Origin of the sequence: Panacagrimonas perspica (assembly GCF_004364935.1) — a bacterium.
In the GTDB taxonomy this organism is placed as follows: Bacteria; Pseudomonadota; Gammaproteobacteria; order Nevskiales; family Nevskiaceae; genus Panacagrimonas; species Panacagrimonas perspica.
This window is the reverse complement of record NZ_SOBT01000008.1, coordinates 1,719,554-1,743,193: the sequence shown is the minus strand read 5'-3', so window position 1 is coordinate 1,743,193 and position 23,640 is coordinate 1,719,554. Positions and strand designations below refer to the sequence as shown.

18 protein-coding genes are annotated in these 23,640 nt (G+C 67.3%); 8 read left to right on the top strand and 10 right to left on the bottom strand.

Annotated elements, in window-relative coordinates; translation table 11 throughout:
• Positions 1 to 4: 4 nt before the first annotated feature.
• From ureA to DFR24_RS07860, 3 genes are all read right to left on the bottom strand, one after another.
• A complete protein-coding gene (ureA, locus tag DFR24_RS07870) occupies positions 5 to 307 on the bottom strand; it encodes an urease subunit gamma (RefSeq protein ID WP_133880730.1) in 303 nt (100 codons plus the stop codon).
• 116 nt (positions 308 to 423) lie between these two features.
• Positions 424 to 1,296: an urease accessory protein UreD gene (locus DFR24_RS07865; RefSeq protein WP_162851102.1), complete on the bottom strand. Its 873-nt coding sequence runs from the start codon at positions 1,294 to 1,296 to the stop codon at positions 424 to 426.
• A 41-nt stretch (positions 1,297 to 1,337) separates the two neighbouring features.
• Entirely contained in the window at positions 1,338 to 1,919 is a 582-nt protein-coding gene (locus DFR24_RS07860; RefSeq protein WP_133880728.1) for a HupE/UreJ family protein, read from the bottom strand.
• Between the two features lie 321 nt (positions 1,920 to 2,240).
• On the opposite strand from DFR24_RS07860, the gene DFR24_RS07855 reads away from it, so the two are divergent.
• From DFR24_RS07855 to urtE, 8 genes are all read left to right on the top strand, one after another.
• Positions 2,241 to 5,708: a hybrid sensor histidine kinase/response regulator gene (locus DFR24_RS07855; protein WP_133880727.1), complete on the top strand. Its 3,468-nt coding sequence runs from the start codon at positions 2,241 to 2,243 to the stop codon at positions 5,706 to 5,708.
• Entirely contained in the window at positions 5,705 to 6,613 is a 909-nt protein-coding gene (locus tag DFR24_RS07850; RefSeq protein WP_133880726.1) for a response regulator transcription factor, read from the top strand. Before DFR24_RS07855 ends, DFR24_RS07850 begins: the two co-directional genes overlap by 4 nt.
• 268 nt (positions 6,614 to 6,881) lie before the next feature.
• Entirely contained in the window at positions 6,882 to 7,979 is a 1,098-nt protein-coding gene (locus tag DFR24_RS07845) for a porin family protein (RefSeq protein WP_133880725.1), read from the top strand.
• 51 nt (positions 7,980 to 8,030) lie between these two features.
• Positions 8,031 to 9,326 carry an urea ABC transporter substrate-binding protein gene (gene urtA / locus DFR24_RS07840; protein ID WP_133880724.1) on the top strand — a complete coding sequence of 432 codons (1,296 nt, stop codon included), beginning with the start codon at positions 8,031 to 8,033 and terminating at the stop codon, positions 9,324 to 9,326.
• Positions 9,327 to 9,522: 196 nt separating this feature from the next.
• Positions 9,523 to 11,250 carry an urea ABC transporter permease subunit UrtB gene (gene urtB / locus DFR24_RS07835; protein WP_133880723.1) on the top strand — a complete coding sequence of 576 codons (1,728 nt, stop codon included), beginning with the start codon at positions 9,523 to 9,525 and terminating at the stop codon, positions 11,248 to 11,250.
• A gap of 163 nt (positions 11,251 to 11,413) precedes the next feature.
• Positions 11,414 to 12,520, top strand: a complete 1,107-nt coding sequence (gene urtC / locus DFR24_RS07830; protein WP_133881522.1) for an urea ABC transporter permease subunit UrtC — start codon at positions 11,414 to 11,416, stop codon at positions 12,518 to 12,520.
• Entirely contained in the window at positions 12,517 to 13,368 is an 852-nt protein-coding gene (urtD, locus tag DFR24_RS07825; protein WP_133880722.1) for an urea ABC transporter ATP-binding protein UrtD, read from the top strand. Before urtC ends, urtD begins: the two co-directional genes overlap by 4 nt.
• Before the next feature lies 1 nt (position 13,369).
• Positions 13,370 to 14,065, top strand: coding sequence for an urea ABC transporter ATP-binding subunit UrtE (gene urtE / locus DFR24_RS07820; protein WP_133880721.1), 696 nt, complete (start codon positions 13,370 to 13,372; stop codon positions 14,063 to 14,065).
• A gap of 80 nt (positions 14,066 to 14,145) precedes the next feature.
• On the opposite strand, the gene DFR24_RS07815 is transcribed toward urtE, so the two are convergent.
• The 7 genes from DFR24_RS07815 to DFR24_RS07785 all read right to left on the bottom strand — a co-directional run bounded on the left by DFR24_RS07815 (position 14,146) and on the right by DFR24_RS07785 (position 23,519).
• Positions 14,146 to 14,808 (bottom strand): Fe2+-dependent dioxygenase, encoded by a 663-nt coding sequence (locus DFR24_RS07815; RefSeq protein ID WP_133880720.1) that lies wholly within the window; start codon positions 14,806 to 14,808, stop codon positions 14,146 to 14,148.
• A gap of 365 nt (positions 14,809 to 15,173) precedes the next feature.
• Complete coding sequence (locus DFR24_RS07810; protein WP_133880719.1) at positions 15,174 to 16,601, bottom strand: virulence factor family protein; 1,428 nt, start codon at positions 16,599 to 16,601, stop codon at positions 15,174 to 15,176.
• Entirely contained in the window at positions 16,598 to 19,204 is a 2,607-nt protein-coding gene (gene mprF / locus DFR24_RS07805; RefSeq protein WP_133880718.1) for a bifunctional lysylphosphatidylglycerol flippase/synthetase MprF, read from the bottom strand. Before mprF ends, DFR24_RS07810 begins: the two co-directional genes overlap by 4 nt.
• An 86-nt stretch (positions 19,205 to 19,290) precedes the next feature.
• A complete protein-coding gene (locus tag DFR24_RS07800; protein WP_133880717.1) occupies positions 19,291 to 20,784 on the bottom strand; it encodes a DegQ family serine endoprotease in 1,494 nt (497 codons plus the stop codon).
• Between the two features lie 224 nt (positions 20,785 to 21,008).
• Positions 21,009 to 21,272 (bottom strand): CsbD family protein, encoded by a 264-nt coding sequence (locus DFR24_RS07795; RefSeq protein ID WP_133880716.1) that lies wholly within the window; start codon positions 21,270 to 21,272, stop codon positions 21,009 to 21,011.
• Between the two features lie 253 nt (positions 21,273 to 21,525).
• Positions 21,526 to 22,860: a sensor histidine kinase gene (locus tag DFR24_RS07790; protein WP_133880715.1), complete on the bottom strand. Its 1,335-nt coding sequence runs from the start codon at positions 22,858 to 22,860 to the stop codon at positions 21,526 to 21,528.
• On the bottom strand, positions 22,857 to 23,519 hold the full coding sequence (locus tag DFR24_RS07785) for a response regulator (RefSeq protein ID WP_133880714.1): 663 nt from the start codon (positions 23,517 to 23,519) through the stop codon (positions 22,857 to 22,859). Before DFR24_RS07785 ends, DFR24_RS07790 begins: the two co-directional genes overlap by 4 nt.
• Between the last annotated feature and the right edge of the window lie 121 nt (positions 23,520 to 23,640).

The following is a 23,640-nucleotide window of genomic DNA, read 5'->3' as shown; positions in this document are numbered from 1 at the left end:
TTGCTCAGACGATCGGGTTGTGCACGGTGACCAGCTTCGTTCCGTCGGGAAACGTCGCCTCGATCTGGATATCCGGAATCATCTCGGCCACGCCGTCCATGACGTCGTCGCGCGTCAGCAAGGTCGTGCCGTAGCTCATCAGGTCGGCGACGCTGCGGCCGTCGCGCGCGGCCTCGAGCAGCGCTGCCGAGATGAACGCGATCGACTCGGGATAGTTGAGCTTCAGGCCGCGTGCCTTTCGGCGTTCGGCCAGCAGGCCGGCCGTGAACAGCAGCAGCTTGTCCTTCTCGCGTGGGGTCAGTTCCATGGATGTCTATGCTCGCGACAGCGAGTCGTACGCCTCGGGCCCGCGATGGCGGAAGAGGAGGGAATCCACCGCGGATGCGGAGGGCAGGGTGATGAGAGGAGTGGTGGACATCACGTCTACGTCGCCCAGATCCGCGGCGGCACGCCGGTCGCGCCGCACAGCGTCGGACGGACCTGCGACCAGATGCGCGTCAGCGCGGTACGCACCTTCTCCGCGGAGTGTCCGAGCGCACGCGCGATCCACAAGCCGTGCTCGAACCGCGTGATGCCGATCTGTACGCCCGGCTCGGCGATTTCGCGGCAGGAGGCGAGCAGGCTCTCGTCGTTGGGCAGGCCGATGATCCAGAAGCTGCCGATGACGCCCGCGTCGTTCCATCCGAGCGGCGAGCGGCGCAGAGGATCGTCGGCAGCGAGCCGGATGCGCTCGCTCCACAGCAGACGACCGTCGCGACGCAGCCGGGTGCGTTGACGCAGCTCGCCGCTGGCAAAGGTTTCACCGGCAGCGAGGCGTCCGAGCATCCACAGGTCCCAGCCGCAGCCACGCGCGTCCTTGGTGCAGTCGATGTCCGTTCGGGTGCAGGGCTGGGCGCCGTCGAAGGCGATCGCCTCCTGCGGCAGCCACTCGAGCACGGCGCCGTCGGCGATTTTCAGGTGCGTGTCCTGAAAGGCCGCGCGTCCGCTCGCGCGGTACCACTTGGCCGCGCCCGGCGTCGTGATCCGGGCCTGTGCGCCCGGGGTCAGCTCCACGTGCAAGCTCAGGTGATCGCCGCCGGCGATGCCGGCCGGCGGGTGCAGGATCAGCACGTCTGCGCGGCCCTCGGTCTCGGGGTACAGCGCCTTCTGCACGCGCAGCGGTCCACGGTGGTGCGCGTGCGCAAGAACGGTGCGATCACCGCGACGTTCGAGGCGAAGGCTCAACTCGGCCGCCCAGACACGAGCCGGCCGCGGAGGCGCGGGCGCCTCGACGGCGGCTGGCAGAGCGTCGAACAAGGCGCGTGCCACGGGATCGGACCGGGTGAGCGGAACGGGACTCAGGCCAGCAGCCAGAGGCTCGCGGCCGCGAGGCCGCCGCCGTAGCCGGCAATCGCGAGCCGGCGGCGCGTCGACGGCAGCGCCAGTGCGACGGCAACACCGGCGGCATGCAGCAGCGCGGTGCCGAGCAGGAAACCGGTGATGGCGCCTGCACCGGCCAGGCCGGCGAGTTCGGCGCCGTGCGCGCCGCCGTGAAAGACGCCGCACAGCGGCACCAAGGTCAGCGTGACCAGATGATGGCTGCGCACGCCGCACAGCAGCGCGATGCCCATCGGCAGCAGCGAGGCGGCCACCGCGGTTTCGATGCTGGCGTTGAACAGTCCGGCAAGTCCGAGCGCCGTTCCCAGCGCCGCGCTGGCGACGAACAGGCCCGGCAACACCAGCGCCGACGCCGCAGTGGCGGCGCGATCGCGCAGACCGGCCCACAGGCCCACGGCGAGCATCGCGAGCACGTGATCGAGGCCGGTCACCGGATGCAGCAGGCCGGTGAAGAAGCGGGTATCGCCGTGGCCGGGATGGGCCTGTGCCATTCCGGCGAAGGCGAGAGCGAGGATCAGCGCAGGCAGTCGGATGCTTTTCATGGCGGGTTCGCTTAGCGGGCGGAGATACGTCGAAGAGTACGCGCAGGTCCTGTCGGGGCTGACGCCCTCCTACAAAGGCTCTGTCTGTAGGAGGGGCGTCAGCCCCGACTGTCGGTCCGGAGCCTGCGCAGCATTCCCTGGTGGTGCGGGTTCGAGGCTGTAGCGCAAGGACTGCGCCAAACAGGAGCAGGCCGACCTTGAGGGCTGGCCCGCGGTCGCGTGATACGTCGATTGACGTATGCGGCGCGTAGCCGGACGGCCCGCTTATTGCGCCGTGTCCCTGCATCCGGCGCATGGGGTGCCGGGTCCACCAGCAACAGCATGGCCTCCACGATCTCGACCACCGGTGAGCGCGCACCTGCGATCCAGCGGATCGTGAAAGTGCGTCGTGACTACAACACCTGGGTCGCCAACGAGACCATCGAGGACTACGCGCTGCGCTACACGGCGCGCTCCTTCCGCAAGTGGTCGCCGCTGCGCGTGGCCAACACCGCGTTCGGATCCATCGCCTTCCTGCTGCTCGAAGCCGTCGGCGCCGCGCTGCTGCTCAGCTACGGCTTCACCAACGCGTTCTGGGCCATCGTGTTCGGCAGCGTCGTGATCTTCCTGGTCAGCCTGCCGATCAGCTGGTACGGCGCCAAGTACAGCCTGGACATGGACCTGCTGACGCGCGGCGCGGGCTTCGGCTACATCGGCTCGACGATCACCTCGCTGATCTACGCCAGCTTCACGTTCATCTTCTTCGCGCTCGAAGCCACGATCATGGCGCTGGCCTTGAAGCTCTGCTTCGAGATGCCGATGACGATCGCCTATCTCGTCAGCGCGCTGGTCGTGATCCCGCTGGTGACGCACGGCATCACGCTGATCAACCGCTTCCAGGCCTGGACGCAGCCGCTGTGGCTGATCCTGCTGGCGGCGCCGTATGTCTTCGTGTTCGCGAAGTCGCCGGATCTCGTGGCCGAACTGCCTTCGTTCATCGGCAACGGCAGCGCGGGCTTCGACCTGCTGATGTTCGGCGCGGCGGCGAGCCTGGTGCTGTCGATGGTGCTGCAGGTGGGCGAGCAGATCGACTTCCTGCGCTTCCTGCCGGAGCGCACCAAGGAGAACCGCAAGGCCTGGACCGCGAGCCTGCTGATCGCGGGTCCGGGCTGGATCGGCTTCGGTGCGCTGCGCATGCTCGGTGGTGCACTGCTGGCGTTCGTCGCGATGAAGCACCTGGTGCCGGCGGCGCACGCGCTGGAACCCGCGACGATGTACCTGCACGCCTACGGCTACGTGTTCTCGTCGCCGCAGCTCGCGCTGATCGCGATGACGCTGCTGGTCGTGCTCAGCCAGCTCAAGATCAACACGACCAACGCCTACGCCGGCTCGCTGGCCTGGTCCAATTTCTTCGCCCGTGTCACGCACAGCCATCCGGGTCGCGTGGTCTGGGTCGTGTTCAACGTCGGCATCGCGCTGCTGCTGATGCAGCTGGGCGTCTTCGCGGCGCTGCAGAAGGTGCTGGGCCTGTATTCGAACATCGCCATCGCATGGGTCGGTGCGCTGGTGGCGGACCTGGTCGTCAACAAGCCGCTGGGCTTTTCGCCGAAGGGCATCGAGTTCAAGCGCGCCCATCTGTACGACATCAACCCGGTGGGCGTCGGCAGCATGCTGATCGCCTCGGTGCTGTCGGTGGCGGCCTACGCGGGGACGTTCGGGCCGCACGCGCAGGCCTTCTCCGCGTTCATCGCGCTGGTCACCGCCTTCGTCTGCGCCCCGCTGATCGCCTGGTACACGAAGGGCCGCTACTACATCGCGCGCCAGCCGGACGCGACGTTCCTGAAGAAGAAGTCGTCGCAGCGCTGCGTCATCTGCGAGAAGAGCTACGAGACCGAGGACATGGCGCTGTGCCCGGCCTATCGCGGCGCGATCTGCTCGCTGTGCTGCTCGCTCGACGTGCGCTGCAACGATGCCTGCAAGCCGGGCGCGAACCTGCCGGACCAGGTTGCCGCGACATTGCGGCGCCTGATGCCGGGTTTCGCGACGCAGCTCGATTCCCAGCTCGGCCGCTTCGCGCTGCTGTTCGTCGGCGCCTCCACGGTGCTCGCCGGCATTCTCGGTTCGATCTACATCTTCCAGGTCTCCGGCGCGCCCGAAGTGGCGGCGACCTTGCGGGCCAGCGTGCTGGCGGTCTACGGCGTCCTGCTGCTGGGGACCGGCGTGGGCTGCTGGTTCGTCGTGCTCAGCGCCGAGAGCCGGCGCGTCGCGCAGCAGGAGACCGATCGCCAGACGCAGTTGCTGATGCGCGAGATCGAGGCGCACAAGAAGACCGACGCCGAGCTGCAGCTGGCCAAGCAGGTGGCCGACAAGGCCAACCAGGCCAAGAGCCGCTACGTCACCGGCATCAGCCACGAACTGCGCACGCCGCTCAACAGCATCCTGGGCTACGCGCAGATCCTCGAATACGACCCGGCCATTCCGCTGCACCGGCGCGATGCGCTCGCCGTGATCCGCCGCAGCGGTGAGCACCTGGCCTCGCTGGTCGACGGCCTGCTCGACATCGCCAAGATCGAGAGCGGCAAGCTCAAGCTCGACACCGAGGAGCTGCGCCTGCCGGAGTTCCTCGCTCAGATCGTCGGCATGTTCCGGCTGCAGGCGCAGAACAAGCACCTTTCCTTCGACTACGACGTGCAGGGCAAGCTGCCGGCCGTGGTGCGCGCGGACAAGAAGCGCCTCGGCCAGATCCTGATCAACATCCTTGGCAACGCGGTGAAGTTCACGGCACGCGGAAGCGTTCGCCTGAGCGTGCAGTCCCGGCGGGACATGGTGAGTTTCGAGGTGCGCGATTCCGGAGAGGGAATCGATCCGGTGGATCTGGAGCGCATCTTCCTGCCCTTCGAGCGTGGCGCCAGTGCTGCCGCCAGTTCGGAGGCCGGGACCGGGCTGGGCCTGACAATCGCGCGCTTGCTGACCAGCCTGATGGGCGGCGAACTCAGCGCGACGAGCCGACCGGGCGAGGGCAGCACTTTCGTGGTGCGCCTGTTCCTGCCGGCGGTGCGCACGCCCAAGCGTGCAGCGGAGCCCGCGCGTCTCGACGTCGCCGGTTACGCGGGGCCGCGCCGCCGCGTGCTGGTCGTCGACGATTCCGCGGTCGATCGCCGGTTCCTCGCCAGCGTGCTGCAGCCGATCGGTTTCGAAGTGGCCGAAGCCAGCTCGGGCATCGACGCGCTGCGTCTGGTCGGTCACGTGCAGCCGGACCTCGTGATGCTCGATATCGGCATGCCGGGCATGAGCGGCTGGGAGACGGCGCGGCTGCTGCGTGCCAACCGCGCCGCGCCGCTGCCGATCGTCGTGATCTCGGCCGATTCGTACGAGAAGGATCTGGGCGAGAGCGCCGGGATCGCGCCGGAAGATTTCCTGGTCAAGCCGGTGAACATCGTGCGGCTGCTCGATCGGGTGCGCGAGCGCCTGGACTTGATCTGGATTGCGCGCAGCCAGGAAGCCGACGAGCCCGGAACTTCGGTGACCGACGCGAAGGCGAGCGGCTCCGCGACGTTGCCGGAGCAGGGTCTGCAGGCCCTGCGCGTGCTCGGCGATCTGGGCCACGTGCGCGGCATCCTGACCAAGCTCGACGAGATCGATCGGCTGGATCCGCGCAACGGCGCCTTCACGGCGCGGCTGCGCGAACACGTGCAGGCCTTCCGCCTGCCCGAATACATGAATCTGCTCGCCGATCCTTCGGCGGAAATTGCCGAGACCGTCCACGCGGCTGGCGGCACGGCGTCCTCCGAACGCGGAGGTGCCGCATGAGCCGCAGCGGACCCGACGCCGTCGTGATGATCGTCGACGACGTGCCGGCCAACCTGGCGATGCTGCACGACGCGCTCGAGCAGGGCGGCTACACCGTGCGCGTGGCGACCAGCGGCGAGCGCGCGCTCGAGAGCGCCAAGCTCGAGCCACCCGACCTGATCCTGCTCGACGCGCTGATGCCGGGCCTGGACGGCTTCGAGACCTGCCTGCGGCTGAAGCGCGAGCTGGGCACGCGCCACATCCCGGTGGTCTTCATGACCGGCCTGACCGACACCGATCATGTCGTGCGCGGCTTCCAGTGCGGCGGCGTCGACTACGTGACCAAGCCGATCCGCCCGCAGGAGGTGCTCGCGCGCATCGCGGCGCACCTGGCCAATGCGCGCCAGATGGCCGAGAGCCAGCAGGCGGCGGATGCGGCCGGCGACGCGATCGTCGCGATTGACGAAGAACGTCGCGTGCGTTGGGCCACGCCGCTGGCGCGCCGCTGGCTCAAGGACATTCTCGATGCCGACGAGCGCCTGCCGATCGCGCTGCGCCAGTGGGTCGGCAAGGACCAGGAAACCAGCTGCGTGTGGCCCACGCGCGAGCGTCGCCTGGTGTTCAGCCGTCTCGGCTCGGCGCGTGGCGGCGATCAGCGCCTGCTGATCCAGAGCCAGGCGCACGTGCCCGAACCCGAGGCGCTGGTGCGTGCGCTGAAGCTCACGCAGCGCGAGGCCGAGGTCCTGCACTGGGTGGCGCTGGGCAAGACCAACGTCGAGGTCGGCGGCGTGCTCGACATGAGTCCGCGCACCGTCAACAAGCACCTCGAACACATCTTTCAAAAGCTCAACGTCGAGACGCGCACCGCCGCGACGACGGTGGCCATCAACAAGGGGCGCGCCGGCACGTCGCCGGCGGACGCGTGATGACGATCGACGCGCGCGATCACCTCGACGTAGCCCGGACGAAGTCCGGGATGGCCGCTCCGACGAGAGGGAAACCCCGCTCTTTCGCTTCGCGAAATTCAACGTCCGGGCTACGGGCGTCGTCGATCCGCATAAGGCCACGACGACGCGTGGACCCATGCACATGAAAAAACCGATCCAGCAACAAGCCGCCTCCGACGGTGCATCACTCGGACCCAAAGGAGCCGTTCGGCTCCGCTTCATCACAGTCAACAGGGAGTTCTACCTCATGAAACGCAATGCGGGCGCAAGCCCTCGTCGAAACCTGAAGCGCCTCGGCATGGCGTCCCTGGGCCTCGCGCCCCTGATGTTCGGTGCCGCCGCGCAGGCCGCCACGATCACGCTGCCGCCGGTCAGCCTGGGCGCGGAAATGCGCAGCAGCTTCCGCAGCACCGATGTCGACGGCGCCGCCGAGGACGTCAACGATTTCAACCTCGACAGCGCGCGCATCAACATCAACGGCAGCATCACCGAGCAGATCAAGTTCACGCTGAACACCGACTACCAGGGTGACGCCGAGAACGACGTCCAGATCATCGACGCGGTGGGACGCTTCGAGTTCTCGCCGACGGTGAACATCTGGGCTGGCCGCTTCCTGCCGCCGTCGGATCGCGCCAACCTTTACGGCCCGTACTTCGCGAACAACTTCGTGCCTTACGTCGACGGCGTGCAGGACGGCTATCCGTTCGTCGCGGCCGGCCGCAACAACGGCGTCGCCTACTGGGGCGACTTCGACCGCCTGAAGATCTCGCTGGGCATCTTCGACGCCGGCAGCACGCTGGGCGACAAGGACACGGTCATCGCCGGCCGCCTGCACTACAGCTTCTGGGACATCGAGTCGGGCTACTACCTCAACGGCACCTACTACGGCGAGAAGGACATCCTCTCCGTGGGCCTGGCCACGCACCAGGAAACCAGCGGCACGAGCGCCTACACGGCCGACTTCCTGCTCGAGAAGAAGGTGGCGGGCGGCGGCGCGTTCACCGTGGAAGCCGAATACGCGAAGTACGACGAGTTCGGCGGCTACAGCACGGGCCCCGGCCTGCCTGCCGGCGCGTTCACCGAGAGCGATGGCTTCTTCGTGCTCGGCGCGTTCCTGTTCCCGCAGCAGGTCGGCATCGGCAAGTTCCAGGTGCTCGGCAAGTACGCCGAGACGGACTACGAGGAAGGCACCGTCGATTTCACGCAGGAAACGATGGAGCTCAACCTCAACTACATCATCAAGGCCTTCAACTGCCGCCTGAGCCTGTTCTACGTCGACACGGACTACGACAACGCGGCGCCGGACGTCACGCAGGTGGGTCTGGGCGTGCAGTTCCGCATCTGATCGCGGATGCACTTTCACTCAATCGACAAACATCCAAGCAAGAGGATTCCCATGACGATTTCGAATTCATTGGCACGCCGGATGCTCGGCGGCGCAGCGGCACTGGCGCTGCTGGGCGCAGCCCAGATCGCGCAGGCGGCGGACACCATCAAGGTCGGCGTGCTGCACTCGCTGTCCGGCACGATGGCCATCTCGGAGACCACGCTGAAGGACACCGTCCTGATGATGATCGACGAGCAGAACAAGAAGGGCGGCGTGCTCGGCAAGAAGCTCGAGGCCGTGGTCGTCGACCCGGCGTCGAACTGGCCGCTGTTCGCCGAGAAGGCCGAGCAGCTGCTCGTGAAGGACAAGGTCGCCGTGACCTTCGGCTGCTGGACCTCGGTGTCGCGCAAGTCGGTGCTGCCGGTGTTCGAGAAGAACAAGGGCCTGCTGTTCTACCCGGTGCAGTACGAGGGCGAGGAGTCCTCGAAGAACGTCTTCTACACCGGCGCTTCGCCCAACCAGCAGGCCATCCCGGCCGTCGATTACCTGATGAAGGACATCGGCGTGAAGCGCTGGGTGCTGGCCGGCACGGACTACGTCTATCCGCGCACCACGAACAAGATCCTCGAGGCCTACCTCAAGGACAAGGGCGTGAAGCCGGAAGACATCATGATCAACTACACGCCGTTCGGTCATTCCGACTGGCAGTCGATCGTGTCCGACATCAAGAAGTTCGGCAGCGCGGGCAAGAAGACGGCGGTGGTCTCGACGATCAACGGCGACGCCAACGTTCCGTTCTACAAGGAACTGGGCAACCAGAAGATCTCGGCCGAAGACATCCCGGTCGTGGCCTTCTCGGTCGGTGAGGAAGAACTCGCCGGCCTGGATGCCAAGCCCCTGGTCGGCCATCTGGCCGCGTGGAACTACTTCCAGACCTACAGCGCGCCGGCCAACTCCGCCGCGATCAAGACCTGGCGCGCGTTCACGAAGAACCCGAAGCGCACGTTCAACGATCCGATGGAAGCCACGGTGATCGGCTTCAAGCTGTGGGTCGAAGCGGCCGAGAAGGCCAAGAGCGTGGACGTCGACAAGGTCAGCGAGTCGATCATCGGCCTGTCGGTGCCCAACCTCACCGGCGGCACCGCGACGATGCTGCCCAACCATCACATCACGAAGCCCGTCTACATCGGCGAAGTGCGTGAAGACGGCCAGTTCGACATCGTCTGGAAGACCGACAAGGAAGTGCCGGGCGACGCCTGGAGCGATTTCCTCGACGGCTCGAAGGACATCGAGGCCGACTGGGTGAAGCTCAAGTGCGGCAACTACAACACGAAGACCAAGAAGTGCTCGGGCCAGAACTACTGAGCCGGGTGATTTGAATCGGTGTTCGGGTTCGGAGCGTCGGTCGACGATCTCCTCCGCTGTCTCCCTCTCCCCGCTGTCGCGGGGGGAGGGAGACAAGTCCGATCCGGACACCACCCTCTCCTGAGGCCCCTGGGAACCGGCTTCCTGCCTGATCAGGAAGTCCGGTTTTGGCCCGGTCCTCGCTAGTCGAATTGCCATGAAGCCGATCCGCCCCAAGCTGTGCCTTCGACATCAGCTCGCGATCCTGTGCGCCGCACTGGGTCTCGCGGCGTTTGGCGCTTCGACGGCCAAGGCCGACGAGGCAGCGGCAGCGCCGGTCGAGCCTGCGGTGGCAGCAACAACGGTCGCACCCGCGGCCACGAATGATCTGGCGGCGCTGCTCGCGCCGCTGGCGAATGCGAATTTCGCCGAGAAGGAAGCGGTGGCCCAGAAGGTCGCCGTGTCGGGACATCCCAACGCACGGCCGACGCTGGCGGCGTTCCTGGATGGAAAGCTGTACGCCCGCAGCAGCGACGGCGTCGTCGTCGTCGCCGAGGCGGTGGAAGGAGGCGAGGAATCGCTCGCGCTGACCGATCCGGTCACGCAGAAATCCCTGGGTACCGAGCCTGCCGAGGGCCTGTCGAAGATCGGCACCAACAACTCGCTGCGCAAGTCGCTGAAGAACCTGCTGGCACAGATCGCGCTGACCGATCCCGATCCGGCGGTCCGCCTGTCCGCCGTCAAGGAATCGATGCGCGCGCTGGACGAAACCACCGTCGCCTCGTTCCGCGCGACCCTCGCCGCTGAAAATGACACGAAAGTGAAGCGGGCGATCGAGGTGGGCCTGGCGCTGGCGGATCTGGAAAGCCCCGAGGCCGACACCCGCCTCGCGGCGGTGCGCGCGCTCGACGGTGAACTCGCCCCCGAAGTGCACAACCGGCTCACGACGCTGGTCACCCCGGCTGAAGACGGCACGCTCGCGGAGCCGGACGAGCGCGTGCGCCTGGCGGCGAACGCGGCGCTCGACAACATCAACTTCTGGCGCTCGGTCTACGGCGCGGCCGAGACGATGTTCTTCGGCCTGTCGCTGGGCTCGGTGCTGGTGCTGGCGGCCATTGGCCTGGCCATCACGTTCGGCGTCATGGGCGTGATCAACATGGCGCACGGCGAGCTGATCATGCTCGGCGCCTACACCGCCTACGTGATGCAGCTGCTGATTCCGGACAACCACGGCCTGGCGCTGCTGCTGTCGGTGCCGGCGGCGTTCCTGGTGTCCGGCGCGTTCGGTGTCGCCATCGAACGCGGCATCGTGCGCTTCCTGTACGGGCGGCCGCTGGAGACGTTGCTCGCGACGTTCGGCCTGTCGCTGATCCTGCAGCAGCTCGTGCGCTCGGTGTTCTCGCCGAACAACCGGCCGGTGTCGATCCCTGAATTCATGAGCGGCGTCTGGCAGGTCAACGATGCGCTCGCGCTGACCTACAACCGTCTCTACATCCTGGTGTTCTCGCTGATGGTCTTCGCAGCGCTGGTGGCGGTGCTCAAGCGCACGCCGCTGGGCCTGCAGGTGCGCGCCGTGTCGCTGAACCGGCCGATGGCGCGGGCGATGGGCGTGCGCAGCGCCTTCGTCGACGCCGCCACGTTCGGCCTGGGCGCCGGCATCGCGGGCATCGCCGGCGTGGCGCTGTCGCAGCTCACCAACGTCGGTCCCAACCTGGGGCAGGCCTACATCATCGACTCGTTCATGGTCGTGGTCTTCGGCGGCGTCGGGAATCTCTGGGGCACGCTGATCGGCGGCATGTCGCTGGGTGTCATCAACAAGCTGCTCGAACCGTATGCCGGTGCCGTACTCGCCAAGATCCTCGTGCTGGTCGCGCTGATCCTGTTCATCCAGCGCAAGCCGCGTGGCTTGTTCCCACAGAAAGGCCGCGCGGCGGAGGGACATTGATGAACGTTCTCGTAGCCCGGACGGAGTCCGGAACGACGTACGACTTGATGGTGGGATCCCGGACTCCGTCCGGGCTACGGGATGGGATCGCCTGATGGAAAACGCCATGGAAGCACCGCGCAAGCTCGCGAAACACGCGCCGCCGACGCCCTACCAGCTGCTGATGCGCAACGACCTGCCGAGCGGGTTGTTCCTGACCGTGCTCGCGATCGTCACCGTGCTGGTGCCGATCCTTCACCTCGTGGTGCCCGAGGGCAACGTGCTGCACCTGTCCTCGTACAGCGTGACGCTGATCGGCAAGTACATGTGCTACGCGCTGCTGGCGGTGGCGGTGGACCTGATCTGGGGTTACTGCGGAATCCTGAGCCTCGGGCACACCGCGTTCTTCGCGCTGGGCGGCTACGCGATGGGCATGTACCTGATGCGCCAGATCGGCACGCGCGGCGTGTATGCCGATCCGGTGCTGCCGGACTTCATGGTGTTCCTGAACTGGAAGGAGCTGCCGTGGTTCTGGCAGGGCATGGACCAGTTCTGGTTCGCGATGATCATGGTCGTGTTCATACCGGGGCTGCTGGCCTACGTGTTCGGGTGGCTGGCGTTCCGCTCGCGCGTGACCGGCGTGTACCTGTCGATCATCACGCAGGCGCTGACCTACGCGCTGCTGCTGGCGTTCTTCCGCAACGAGATGGGCTTCGGCGGCAACAACGGCCTGACCGACTTCAAGGATCTGCTGGGGATGGACCTCAAGCAGCCGGGCGTGCGCATCGCGCTGTTCGTCGCCACGGGCGTCTGCCTGGGCTTCGGCTACTTCGCCTGCCGCTACGTGGTGCGATCGCGCTTCGGTCGCGTCGTGCAGGCGATCCGCGACGCCGAGAGCCGCGCACGCTTCATCGGCTATCGCGTGGAGAACTACAAGCTCTGGCTGTTCACGTTCTCGGCGATGCTCGCGGGCCTGGCCGGTGCGCTGTACGTGCCGCAGGTCGGCATCATCAACCCGGGCGAGTTCGCGCCGATCAACTCGATCGAGGTCGTGATCTGGGTGGCGGTTGGCGGGCGAGGGACCTTGTACGGCGCCGTCGTCGGCGCGGTGCTGGTGAACTACGCCAAGACGGTGCTGACCGACGCGCTGCCCGACGTCTGGCTGTACGCGCTCGGCGCGCTGTTCGTCGTCGTCACGCTGTTCCTGCCCAAGGGCATCGTCGGCGTGCTGCCGGACCTGAAGGCGAAGATCGATACGCTGCGGCTGCAGCGCGCGCGGAGAGCCCGATGAGCGCGCCCGGATTGCGCGGCGGCATCGAGCGCTTCGGCAACACGGTCGGACGCGTGCTCAATCGTGGCGGCAGCGCCGCGGCACCGCGGCTCGATCTGTCGCACGACATCATCCTGTACCTCGAGGGCATCACGGTTTCGTTCGACGGCTTTCGCGCGCTGAACAACCTGTCGCTGTACGTGGAGGCCGGCGAGCTGCGCTGCATCATCGGCCCCAACGGCGCCGGCAAGACCACGATGATGGACGTCATCACCGGCAAGACGCGGCCCGACCTGGGCTCCGCGTGGTTCGGCCAGACGGTGGACCTGCTGACGCTCACCGAACCCGAGATCGCCGAAGTCGGCATCGGCCGCAAGTTCCAGAAGCCCACGGTGTTCTCCGAGCACAGCGTGTTCGAGAACCTCGAACTGGCGATGGCGGGCAACAAGTCGGTGTGGCGGATGCTGTTCGCGAAGATGACGCCCGAACAGCACCTGCGCATCGACGAGGTGCTGGAGACCATCGGCCTGAAGGATCACCGCGCTGCGCGCGCCGGCAGCCTGTCGCACGGGCAGAAGCAGTGGCTGGAGATCGGCATGCTGCTGATGCAGGACCCGGCGCTGCTGCTGGTCGACGAGCCGGTGGCCGGCATGACGCCGCAGGAGACCGAGCGCACCGCCGAGTTGCTGGTGTCGCTGGCGGGGAAGCACAGCGTCGTCGTCGTCGAGCACGACATGAACTTCGTCCGCTCCATCGCGCGCACCGTCACGGTGCTGCACCAGGGATCGGTGCTGGCGGAGGGTTCGATGGAACAGGTACAGAACGATCCGAAGGTGATCGAGGTGTATCTCGGCGACGGAGGGCATTGAGATGATCGCGATCAAGAACCTCAACCAGTTCTACGGCGGCAGCCACACGCTGTGGGACATCGACATGACGATCCGTCCCGGATCGCGCACCTGCCTGATGGGCCGCAACGGCATGGGCAAGACCACGTTGCTCAAGTGCGTCATGGGGCTGATTCCCGCGGCCTCCGGCGAGATCGGCTTCGAGAATCGCGATCTGCGCAAGTCTGCCGCCGAGGCGCGTGCCGGGATGGGCATCGGCTACGTGCCGCAGGGACGCGAGATCTTTTCGCAGCTCACCGTCGAAGAGAACCTGCGCATGGGCCTGTTCGCCAAGCGCGAGCGTCCGGCCGATGCACTGGAGCGCGTCTACACGACGTTCCCGGTGCTCAAGCAGATGCTGCGGCGGCGCGGCGGTGATCTGTCCGGCGGTCAGCAGCAACAGCTGGCGATCGGCCGCGCGCTATTGCTGCAACCCAGGATGCTGATCCTCGACGAGCCCTGCGAAGGCATCCAGCCCAATATCGTCCACGAGATCGGGGATCTGATCCTGCGTCTGAACCAGGAACAGGGGCTGACGGTGCTGATCGTCGAACAGAAGCTGCCGTTCGTGCGCCGCGTGGCCAGCGACTTCTGCATTCTCGACAAGGGACGCAACGTCGCGGGCGGTGCGATCGGCGAGCTGACCGACGAGATGGTGAAGCACCACCTCACGGTGTGACACGTAGCCCGGGTGAAACCCGGGATGCCTGCCTGTTGACGAGGGGAATCCCGGGTTTCACCCGGGCTACGGTGGGGGCTTCAGGGCTTCGCCCACATCCGCATCAGGTTCACGTACGACCGCGCCGCCAGGTCCGACTCCGGCGTCTTGGTCTGACCGGTCCGCTCCCACAGCTTGCGCCGCAGGTTGAACAGGTCGAACAGGATCTCGCGCCGAGAGGCTTCCTGCACCAGGCTCTGGATCCACAGGACGCTGACCAAGCGCTCGCCGCGCGTGACCTGGTCCACGCGGTGGAGCGAGGTCGCGGGATAGAGGATCGCGTCGCCGGCGGCCATCTTGAATTTGAGCGGCGCCGAGTGCAGTTCCACCACCAGTTCGCCGCCGTCGTACGTGGACGGATCACTGAGAAAAACCGTCATCGCGAGGTCCGCGCGCACGGCGCCCTGGGCCCCCATGATGGCGTCGTCCACGTGGACGCCGTATTCCATTCCGGGCACGTAGCGCGAGAACAGTGGCGGCAGGATGACGTTCGGTTGCGCGGCGGCGCGGAACATCGGATGACGGAGCGCCGCTTCGTGGACGATGCGCGAGCAGGCGTCGTGCTGCGCCTGCAGATTCTTCTTGACGGACTTCCCGTACCAGCCCGCCGTGGACGCGCCTTCGCTGAAAGACGCGCTCGCGAGCGCGCTGCGGATCGTGGCCAGTTGCGAGCCGTCGAGAAGTTTTTCGAGGGCGACGTACATGGCGCGGAATGTTAGCGCCGGGGGGATGGAACGCGTCAAGCCGTCGCGCGTTAGGTTTTCGTTAGATCGGCTTCGATGCGAACTTTTATTTTTCGATCGCCGGATTGGTGAGCGGGCGAAGCATCACCTGACAACCCGTAGCCCGGACGAAGTCCGGGATTCCCGCCGGGTTATCGGAATAGATCCGGACGTCGCCCCGGAGTCCGAGTCAACGGCTAACGCAACGGAACTGCGATTAAAGCAGCGACGGCAAAGGAAACGGAAAGGCGCAAAGGTTTTTGAATGATCCTTTGCGCTCGCCTCTCTTGTTTCCAGGCCCGTTCGACAGAAAGAAAAAGCTCCCGGGTTTCACCCGGGCTACGTCGTCAGGGCTTCGGCTGCAGCCCCAGAATCCGCTCCGCCAGCGAATCGTAAGCGCCGTCGAAATGATGCCCCCCCGGCAGCGCCTCCGAGACGACGCGCCCCGGCGGCAACTTCGAGCACAGCGATTCCGGTTCGTCCGCGCCGTAGAGGCACAGGGTGTGCGCGGGATCGAGCGCCCGCGTCTCGGGTTCGATCGGCAGCGCATCGTTGTCGCCGCTACCTACCCAGTTGCCCAGGTGGAATTCGAACGAGGCGTTCTCGCCCAGCGCCATCAGCACCGTGCGCGACACCATCGCGCGGGTCGCCGGCGGCAAGCGGTTCAGTGCGAACGGCAGCACGTCGGCGCCCTGCGAGTAGCCGATCAGGATCACGCGCGGCTTCTTCCAGTGCGAGGCGTAGTAGCGCACCAGCCGGTCGATGTCCGCGGACAGCCCGGCTGGCGTGCGCGCGTCCCAGAAGTAGCGCAGCGAATCGAAGCCCACCACCGGCACGCCGAGCTTGGCCAGCGCTCCGGCCACTTCCTTGTCCAGTCCCGCCCAGCCGCCGTCGCCCGACAGCAGCACCGCGAAGCGGTCGCCGGCGCCTTCGTCGGGCGCCGTGGCCGGAACCTCGATCACCGGCAGGTCACCGAGCCGCACCGGCGGAGGCGGCAGTGCGCTGGGCTTGTGGGCGCCGATGCGGCGATACGCGGCGCGCACCAGGCTCAGCTCGTCGGGCGGCGGCACCTGGTCGTGCTTGCCTTGCGCGACCGATACCACTTCCACGCTCGTCATCGAACGAGCGAAGTCCTTCGTCGCCGTCAGTGAAGGCTTGTCCTGCAACGCGATCCACGGAAGCGACAAGGCAGGAGAGGGCAGCAGGCTCACGCCGGAGCCGTCCTTGCGGCTCTTGATGTGCGTGCCTTCGCCTTCGCACAGCTTCTTCTTCAGATCCAGCTCGGGCTTGAAGCCCAAGGTCAGGCCGCCGGAGAACGTGCCGGGGTCCGACTGCGCGAGCATCGTGTAGGCCAGCGCGGCGCCGTTGCCGATGCCCGCGATCACCGGCGTGTGATACGTCGGCAGCTTCTCGTAGCCCTGGATGTAGTGCGAGAGGTTCTCGAAGTCGCCTTCCGGGAACACGCAGTCGCCGCCGTCCTTCTCGAGGTTCGCGCGCAGCTTGCCCATGTCGATCAGCGCCACCATCGCGCCTTCCTGGGCCAGTGCCGCGGCCATCGCAGAAGACCCATCGCCGCTCTTGCCGGCGGTGGGCGAGGGCGCATCGCCGGACAGCAGCAGCACCGCGCCCGTCGCAGCGCCCTGTGGACGGTAGATCGCCACGTCGTCGAACAGGCCGTGCGAGAGCTTCTGCTGCGCGGGCGCCGCATGCGCGATCAGCAGGCCCGCGAAGAAAAACGCGGTGCGTCGAAGCGCGGAGCGCATCGTGACGTTCATCGCTTGGCTGTCTCCTGACGGCTGACCATCGAACGCAATCCCCCGCTGATCAGCGCCGCGGTGTCCGCGAGCACCAGCAGCGGAGCGACGCCGCCGGGGGCCGCGAGGTATCGCGGCTGCCACTGCGGATCGAACTTTTCCTTGAACGCGCGCAGGCCCTGGAAGTTGTAGAAGTGCTCGCCGTGCGAGAACAGCAGCCTTCCGAGGCGATGCCAGTTCGGCGCCAGCGGGTGCTCGACCATGCCGGACAGCGGTGCCATGCCCAGGCCGAAACGCTGGAAGTTCTCGGTCTGGAAATACAGCATCACTTTCACGAACAGGAAATCCATCGTGCCCTTCGGCGCATCGGGAAGATGGCGCATCAGGTCCACGCTCGCCTCGATCTTGCGGTCGGTGACCATCAATGTCGCGAACGCCACGAGGCGTCCGTTGTGACGCGTGATGGCCACCGGTTGGCGCAGCACATAGTTCTCGGCGAAGGCGCCCAGCGAGAACGACTTCTCGGCGGCGCGATGCTCGCGCAGCCAGGCATCCGATACCGCGCGCAGTTCGGCGATCACGCTGCGCAAGTCATCGGCGGGAATCACTTCGAATGTCAGGCCCTCGCGCTCGCCGCGGCTGACGCCCTGTCGCAGGTTGGCACGGCGCGAACCCTTCAGCGTGAACGAGGGCAGGTCGACCGATGCGTGTTCGCCCAGCTTCAGCGGGCGCAGGCCGGCGTCGAGGTAGTGCGGCAGGTACTCGGGCCGCACCTGGTAGAACGACGCGCGGCCGCCGGCTTCGCGCGCCTGCTCGAGGAAGCGCCAGATCAGTTCCGGCACTTCGTTCTCCGGACCGATGGGGTCGAACAGGCCCACCCAGGAGCGGCCGCGGCGTCCGTACATCACGAAGGCTTTTCCGGATTCCGAGAACAGCAGCTGCTTGTCGCCCATCAGGGCCAGGCCCGCATCGGCCTTGTCCTGCGCGCTGACGACCAGCGCCGCGCGGTCCAGCGCGGCGCGATCGACCTGCTGCAAGGTCGGCGACGCCGGACGGAACAACTGGCGCAGGCCGAACGCGAGCGCCAGCAGTGCGACCGCCAGCAGCGCGCGCAGGGAGCGCGGCGCGTGCGCATCGAACTCGAACTCCCACCACAGCTCCTGCGTGTACGGCACGTCGCGATAGACCATGAACAGCAGCAGGGTCACGGTGGCGAGAATCGCCACGATCGCGGCGGTCCAGCCGGTGCTGAACGGTTGCGCGAGCAGCGAGGCGTGGCGCGTGAACTGGCGTCGCGACGCGCTGAGCAGGGCCACGAAGCCGGTCAGCACCAGCGCCTCGTTGACCGCGATGCCCTTGGGCAGTGCCAGCACCAGGCTCAGCAGGCCCAGCGCCACGCCGGCCCACCACGCCGCATCGATGCGCTGGATCATGCCGCGCGCCACGAACAGCATGGCCAGGCCCGCGATGCTGCCAAGGAAGTGCGCGGCCTCGACCACCGGCAGCGGCACGTGCAGCGCCAGCAAGGTCGTGGCCTCGACGGTGGCGGGCGTGACGCCGGACATCAGCAGCATCGTGCCCACGATCAAGGTCAGTGCTGCCATCAGGGTGGGCGTCAGGCCCACCATCGCGCGCACCACCGCGGTTTCGCGCGCGCGGCGCAGTTCGTGGATCACCAGCCAGGCCAGCGCCAGCATCAGCGGCAGCACGTAGTAGATGACGCGGTACAGCACCAGCGCGCCGGCCAGGTCCTCGGGCGGAGCATCGCCGCCCAGCGCCAGCAGCATCACCGCCTCGAAGACGCCGATGCCGCCGGGCAGGTGGCTGAGGATGCCCAGCACGACCGCCACCGCGTAGAACGCCAGGAACGGCGCGAAGTCGACCGAGCCCTCGGGCAGCAGCACCCACAGCACCATCGCCGACGCCGCGATATCGAATGCGGAGATCAGCAAGGTCGGCAACGTCAGCGCCAGCGCGGGTGCCTGGATCGTGATGCGACCCAGGAAGCGCCGCTCGCCGCCGTTGCGGCACATCCAGACCAGCGTGGCGATGGCCACGAGAAAGGCGGCGGCCACGCCGCGGACCAGCCAGGCCGGCACGTGGATCGCGGGCGCCACCGCATCAGCCGCCCACATCAGCGACAAGGCGCCCACCACGCCCACGCCCAGCCCGAAGCACAGCGCGTTGAACGCGATGGCGCGGCCGACCCGCTCGGGCTCGATGCCTGCCGCGCCGTACAGCCGCAGACGCACGGCGCCGCCGGTGAGCACGCCCAGGCCGATCGAATTGCTCAGCGCGTAGGCGATGAACGCGGCCTGCCCGGCCACGCGGTAGGGCACGACGGCGCCGACGTAGCGCAGCGCGAAGTAGTCGTAGCCGGTCAGCAGGAAATAGCTGAGCGCCGTGGCGAGTCCCGCCAGCACGAGGCGAAGCGAATCCGTGTCGTGGATGGCGTCGACGACGGCTTCGTAGCGCAGCTCGGTGGCCATGTCCTTGAGCGCCTCGAAGCACAGCGCGCCCAGTGCAACGAAAGCGAATCCCAGCAACCACGGCGTCCACCGTTTCAGCCGGGACGCTCCCGCAGGCGCCACCTCGGTCTCGAGGCTCGCCAGTGAATCACCCATTCCCATCTCCTCCCGAATCCCCACATACGCGGACGGCGCCCCCCAGGGGAAGGCGCCGTCGCGATTATCCCGCTTTGCCGCGCTGCTTATCCGGCGTCGACCGGCACGAACAGGCGATGTCCGTCGCGCTGGATCAGCAGCGCCACCGAACCGTCGGCCTTCTCGACGCGCTCGCGAAGCTGCTCGACGCTCTTCACCGATACGCCGTTGGCCGATAGCACGATGTCGCCCGGCTGGATGCCGGCTTCGGCGGCCGGGCCGGCCACGCGCTCGACCAGCAGGCCGTCGGCGTCGGCTTCGCGCTGCTCGGCCTTGTCCAGCGGACGCAGCGCCAGACCCAGCTTGCCGGCCGGCACCGCCTTGTCGGCAGCGCTGGCGACCTTGCGGTCCTGCATCTCGCCGACCTGGACCGTCAGGTCCTTCGACTTGCGGTTGCGCCAGATGCCGATCGTGGCCTTCTGGCCGGGCTTCAGCGCGGCGACGCGCGCCGGCAGCTCGGACGAATCCTGGATCGCGTCGCCGTTGAAGCTCAGGATCACGTCGCCGCTCTCCAGGCCGGCCTTGGCCGCCGGGCTGTCGTCATCCACGTCGGAGATCAGCGCGCCTTCCGGCTTGTCCAGCCCGAACGACTTGGCGAACGCGCCGTTGACCGGCTGCACCGTGACACCCAGGCGGCCGCGCGCCACGTGGCCGGTGGACTGCAACTGTTCGCTGACGTTCATCGCCACGTCGATCGGAATGGCGAAGGACACGCCCATGTAGCCGCCGCTGCGCGAGTAGATCTGCGAATTGATGCCGACGACCTCGCCGGCGAGATTGAACAGCGGTCCGCCCGAGTTGCCCGGGTTGATCGCCACGTCGGTCTGCAGGAACGGCACGTACGAGCCGTCGGGCAGCGTGCGGCCCTTGGCGCTGACGATGCCCTGCGTGACGCTGTTCTCGAAGCCGAACGGCGCACCGATGGCCACCACCCACTCGCCGACCGAGACGCGGCTGGTGTCGCCGATCTTCACGGTGGGCAGGTCCTTGGCGTCGATCTTCAGCACGGCGACATCGCTCGTGGTGTCCACGCCGATGACCTTGGCCGCGAACTCGCGATGGTCGGTGAGCTTGACCGTCACGGTCTTGGCATCGGCCACGACGTGGGCATTGGTCAGGATGATGCCGTCGGCATTCACGATGAAGCCGGAACCCTGGCCGCGCATCGGACCCTGCGGCGCACCGGGCGGCATGCCGCGGAACCACGGCGGAACACCTGGGTTGCCGTTATCGCTGTCGTCGTCATCCGAATCGTCGTTGCCTCCGCCAAAGCCAGGCGGCATGCGCAGCGAGGTCTTCATGTTCTCGGTGACGGTGATGTTCACGACGGCGGGGCCGTACTGGCGCGCCAGCGCCGCGAAGTCCGGCAGTGCGATGGCGGGGACGGGCGCGGAGGTATGCGGGTCGACGGCGGTGACGCCGCTGGACTGCGTGCCGCCGAGCGCAACGACGGCGCCTACGGGAGCGGCGAGCGCGGCGGCAAGAACGGCCGCGGCGAAAGGCGTGCGGATGAAGGTCCGGAAAGACGTGCGGCTGGGCATGGAACGATCCTCTAGCCGGCCAGCGGGCCGGGTTGCGGTGCCGGGCGAAAGCCGGGCATGGATCCATGCTGCGGGCGAAGATTTAGCGTTGTATTAAGAAAACCAGAGGCGGCCGGAATTCGGTATTGCCAGCGCCTGACGCAAGGAAACTCCGGCTGCAGGAGCAGCCGGAGTTTCGCTTCGAGCGGTGACGACGCGCGGCGCTGCGCGTCGCGTCACGGAGACTACGGACGACGGGCTTCGTTGACCTTGTCCTTCACCGCTTCGACGCCGGCCTTCACGACGTTCTTGGCGTCGTCGATCTTTTCCTTGATCTCGCCCTTTACGCGGTCGACCTTGCCTTCCGCGTTCTGCGCATGGCCCTTGGCTTCCAGCTCGCGGTCGCCGGTGAGGCTGCCGACCTTGGCCTTGACGGTACCGATCACCTCGTTGGCGCGACCCTTGGCCTTGTCGGCGGCGGCGGAGGTCGTTGCCTTGTCAGTGTTCATAGCGTTCGTTCCTTGAAAGTATTTTCGATGAGCCGGCAACGTCGCCGGACGAGGAACGGGATCAGGATCCGTGCCCGGGTGTTTTCAGGAGAAGGTGCGAGAACGGACGCCGCGCGCCGCACGTTCCGGGAATCGGGGAATGCATTTTGAGAACCCCGTAGCCCGTAGGGTGCGCTTCGCGCACGCGGTCGCCTCGGCTGGAAACGGCTCCGTGCGCGAAGCGCACCCTACGGATGCCGGGCGCTGCTATCGCTCATCCGATCGGCAACCTCACCATCGCCCGCAACCCGCTGCGATCCGTCCGATTGTTCAGCTCGATGCTTCCGCGATGCCGCTGCACGACGCCGTGCGCGATCGCAAGGCCAAGGCCGGTGCCGGCGACGTCGCCTGATCCGCCGCGGACGAAGCGTTCGAACATCGTGGCCTGACTCGCCGGATCGATCCCGGGCCCGGTGTCCTCGACGACGATCACCGCTTCGCCCGCCTCGACGACGAGCGAGACGTCGATGCGACCGGGTGCCGGTGTGTAGGCGATGGCGTTGTCGACGAGATTCCCCATCAGGCTGGTGAGCGCCTCGGCGTCGCCGCGCACGGTGGCCGGCAGCGAACCCGCGATGCCCAGGTCCAGCCCGCGTGCCTGCGCCAGCGGGAAGCGTTGCGCGACGACCTCGCGCAGCAGCGGTTCCAGCGGTACCGCCTGATCCATCGACACATCGGGAATCGATTCGCTGCGTGCCAGGCTCAGGAGCTGGGCGACCAGATGCGTCGAGCGCTCGATGCCGCCGTGCAGCGCATCGAGTGCCTCGCGACGCTCGGCGTCGTCGGTGGCCATTCCGGCGCGTTGCGCCTGCAGACTCACGGCCGCCAGCGGTGTGCGCAGTTCGTGCGCCACGTCGGCCAGGAATTCGCGCTGGCGCTGGCTCGCACGCGCCTGGCGCGACAACAGGTCGTTGAGCGAACTCAGCACCGGTTCGAGTTCGCGCGGCGCGTCATCCAGTTCGACCGGCGAGGTGTCCTGGGCCGCGCGCTGCTGCATCTGCGCCGCGAGCTTGCGCAGCGGACCGAGCTGGTTGGCGACCACGCCGCCGGTGAGCAGCACGAGCACCGGCACCAGCACCAGCAGCGGCACCAGCAGGCGCAGCGCCTCGGCGGCGGCGCGGCGCTCGCGGACGTCCAGCGCCTGCGTCACCTGCAGGACGAGTCCGCTGGGCCTGACGATGCGCGTGAAGCTGCGCCAGCGGTCGTCGCCGTACGAGACGTCCGACATGCCGATCTGCGTGGAGATCGGCGCGGGCCGTGCTTCGGATGTCCACAGCAAAGTTCCATCCGAGCGCCATACCTGCACGACGATGCCGTCGGCCGATTCGTCGTTGGCGCCGCGCGGCATCTCCAGCATCGCCTCGACCGGCAGGTTGAACGACAGCGCGCGCAGGCGCTCGTCGAAGATCTCGCCCTGCTGACGCATCGCCAGCCAGTACAGGCCCAGCGACGCGAAGGCGCCGCCGACGAGCAGGATCGCGAGCAGGGCGAGCACCAGCCGCCGCTGCAGCGAGGTCCCGAACAGCCGGCGCAGGAAGGTTCGCGTCATGCGTCCTTCGGGATGTAGTAGCCCACACCGCGCGCGTTGCGGATGAAGTCCGCCGACAGCTTGCGCCGCAGCGCGTGCACGTGGACATCGAGCGCGTTGCTCGCGATCTCCTCGTTCCAGCCGTACAGGCGTTCGACCAGTTGCTCGCGCGTCCACACGCGACCGGGCTGTTCGATCAGCGCGCCCAGCAGTGCGAACTCGCGACGTGTCAGCGCAACCGCTTCGCCCTTGAACTGCGCCGTGCGGTCGGCGAGATCGATCACCAGATCGAGGTGCTCGACCTTCGACTGCACGCGTCCGGCGTGTCGACGCCCGAGCGCACGCACGCGCGCCAGGAGTTCGTCGAGATCGAAGGGCTTGAGCAGGTAGTCGTCGGCGCCGGCGTCGAGTCCGCCGACGCGATCGTTCACCGCGTCGCGCGCCGTCAGGATCAGCACCGGGGTTTCCAGGCCGTCGCGTCGCGCGTCGCGCAGCACGCTCAGCCCATCGCGGCGCGGCAGGCCCAGGTCGAGCAGCACGAGGTCGTAGTTGGCACTGCGCCAGTGTTCGGCCGCGGCCTCGCCGTCGCGTGCCCAGTCGACCGCGTGCGACTGCAAGGCCAGGCCCTTGCGAACGGCCTCGCCGAGCATGGCGTCGTCTTCGACCAGGAGAATTCTCATCGGCTGCGTCAGAGCGGGAAAGGAGCAGGGCTTCAGGATACGTCCCCCGATGGTCCTCCCGCATTGCCGGCGCGCGCGGGCCTGTGCACATACTCGGCGTTACACAGCGCCTCGAAGAGGG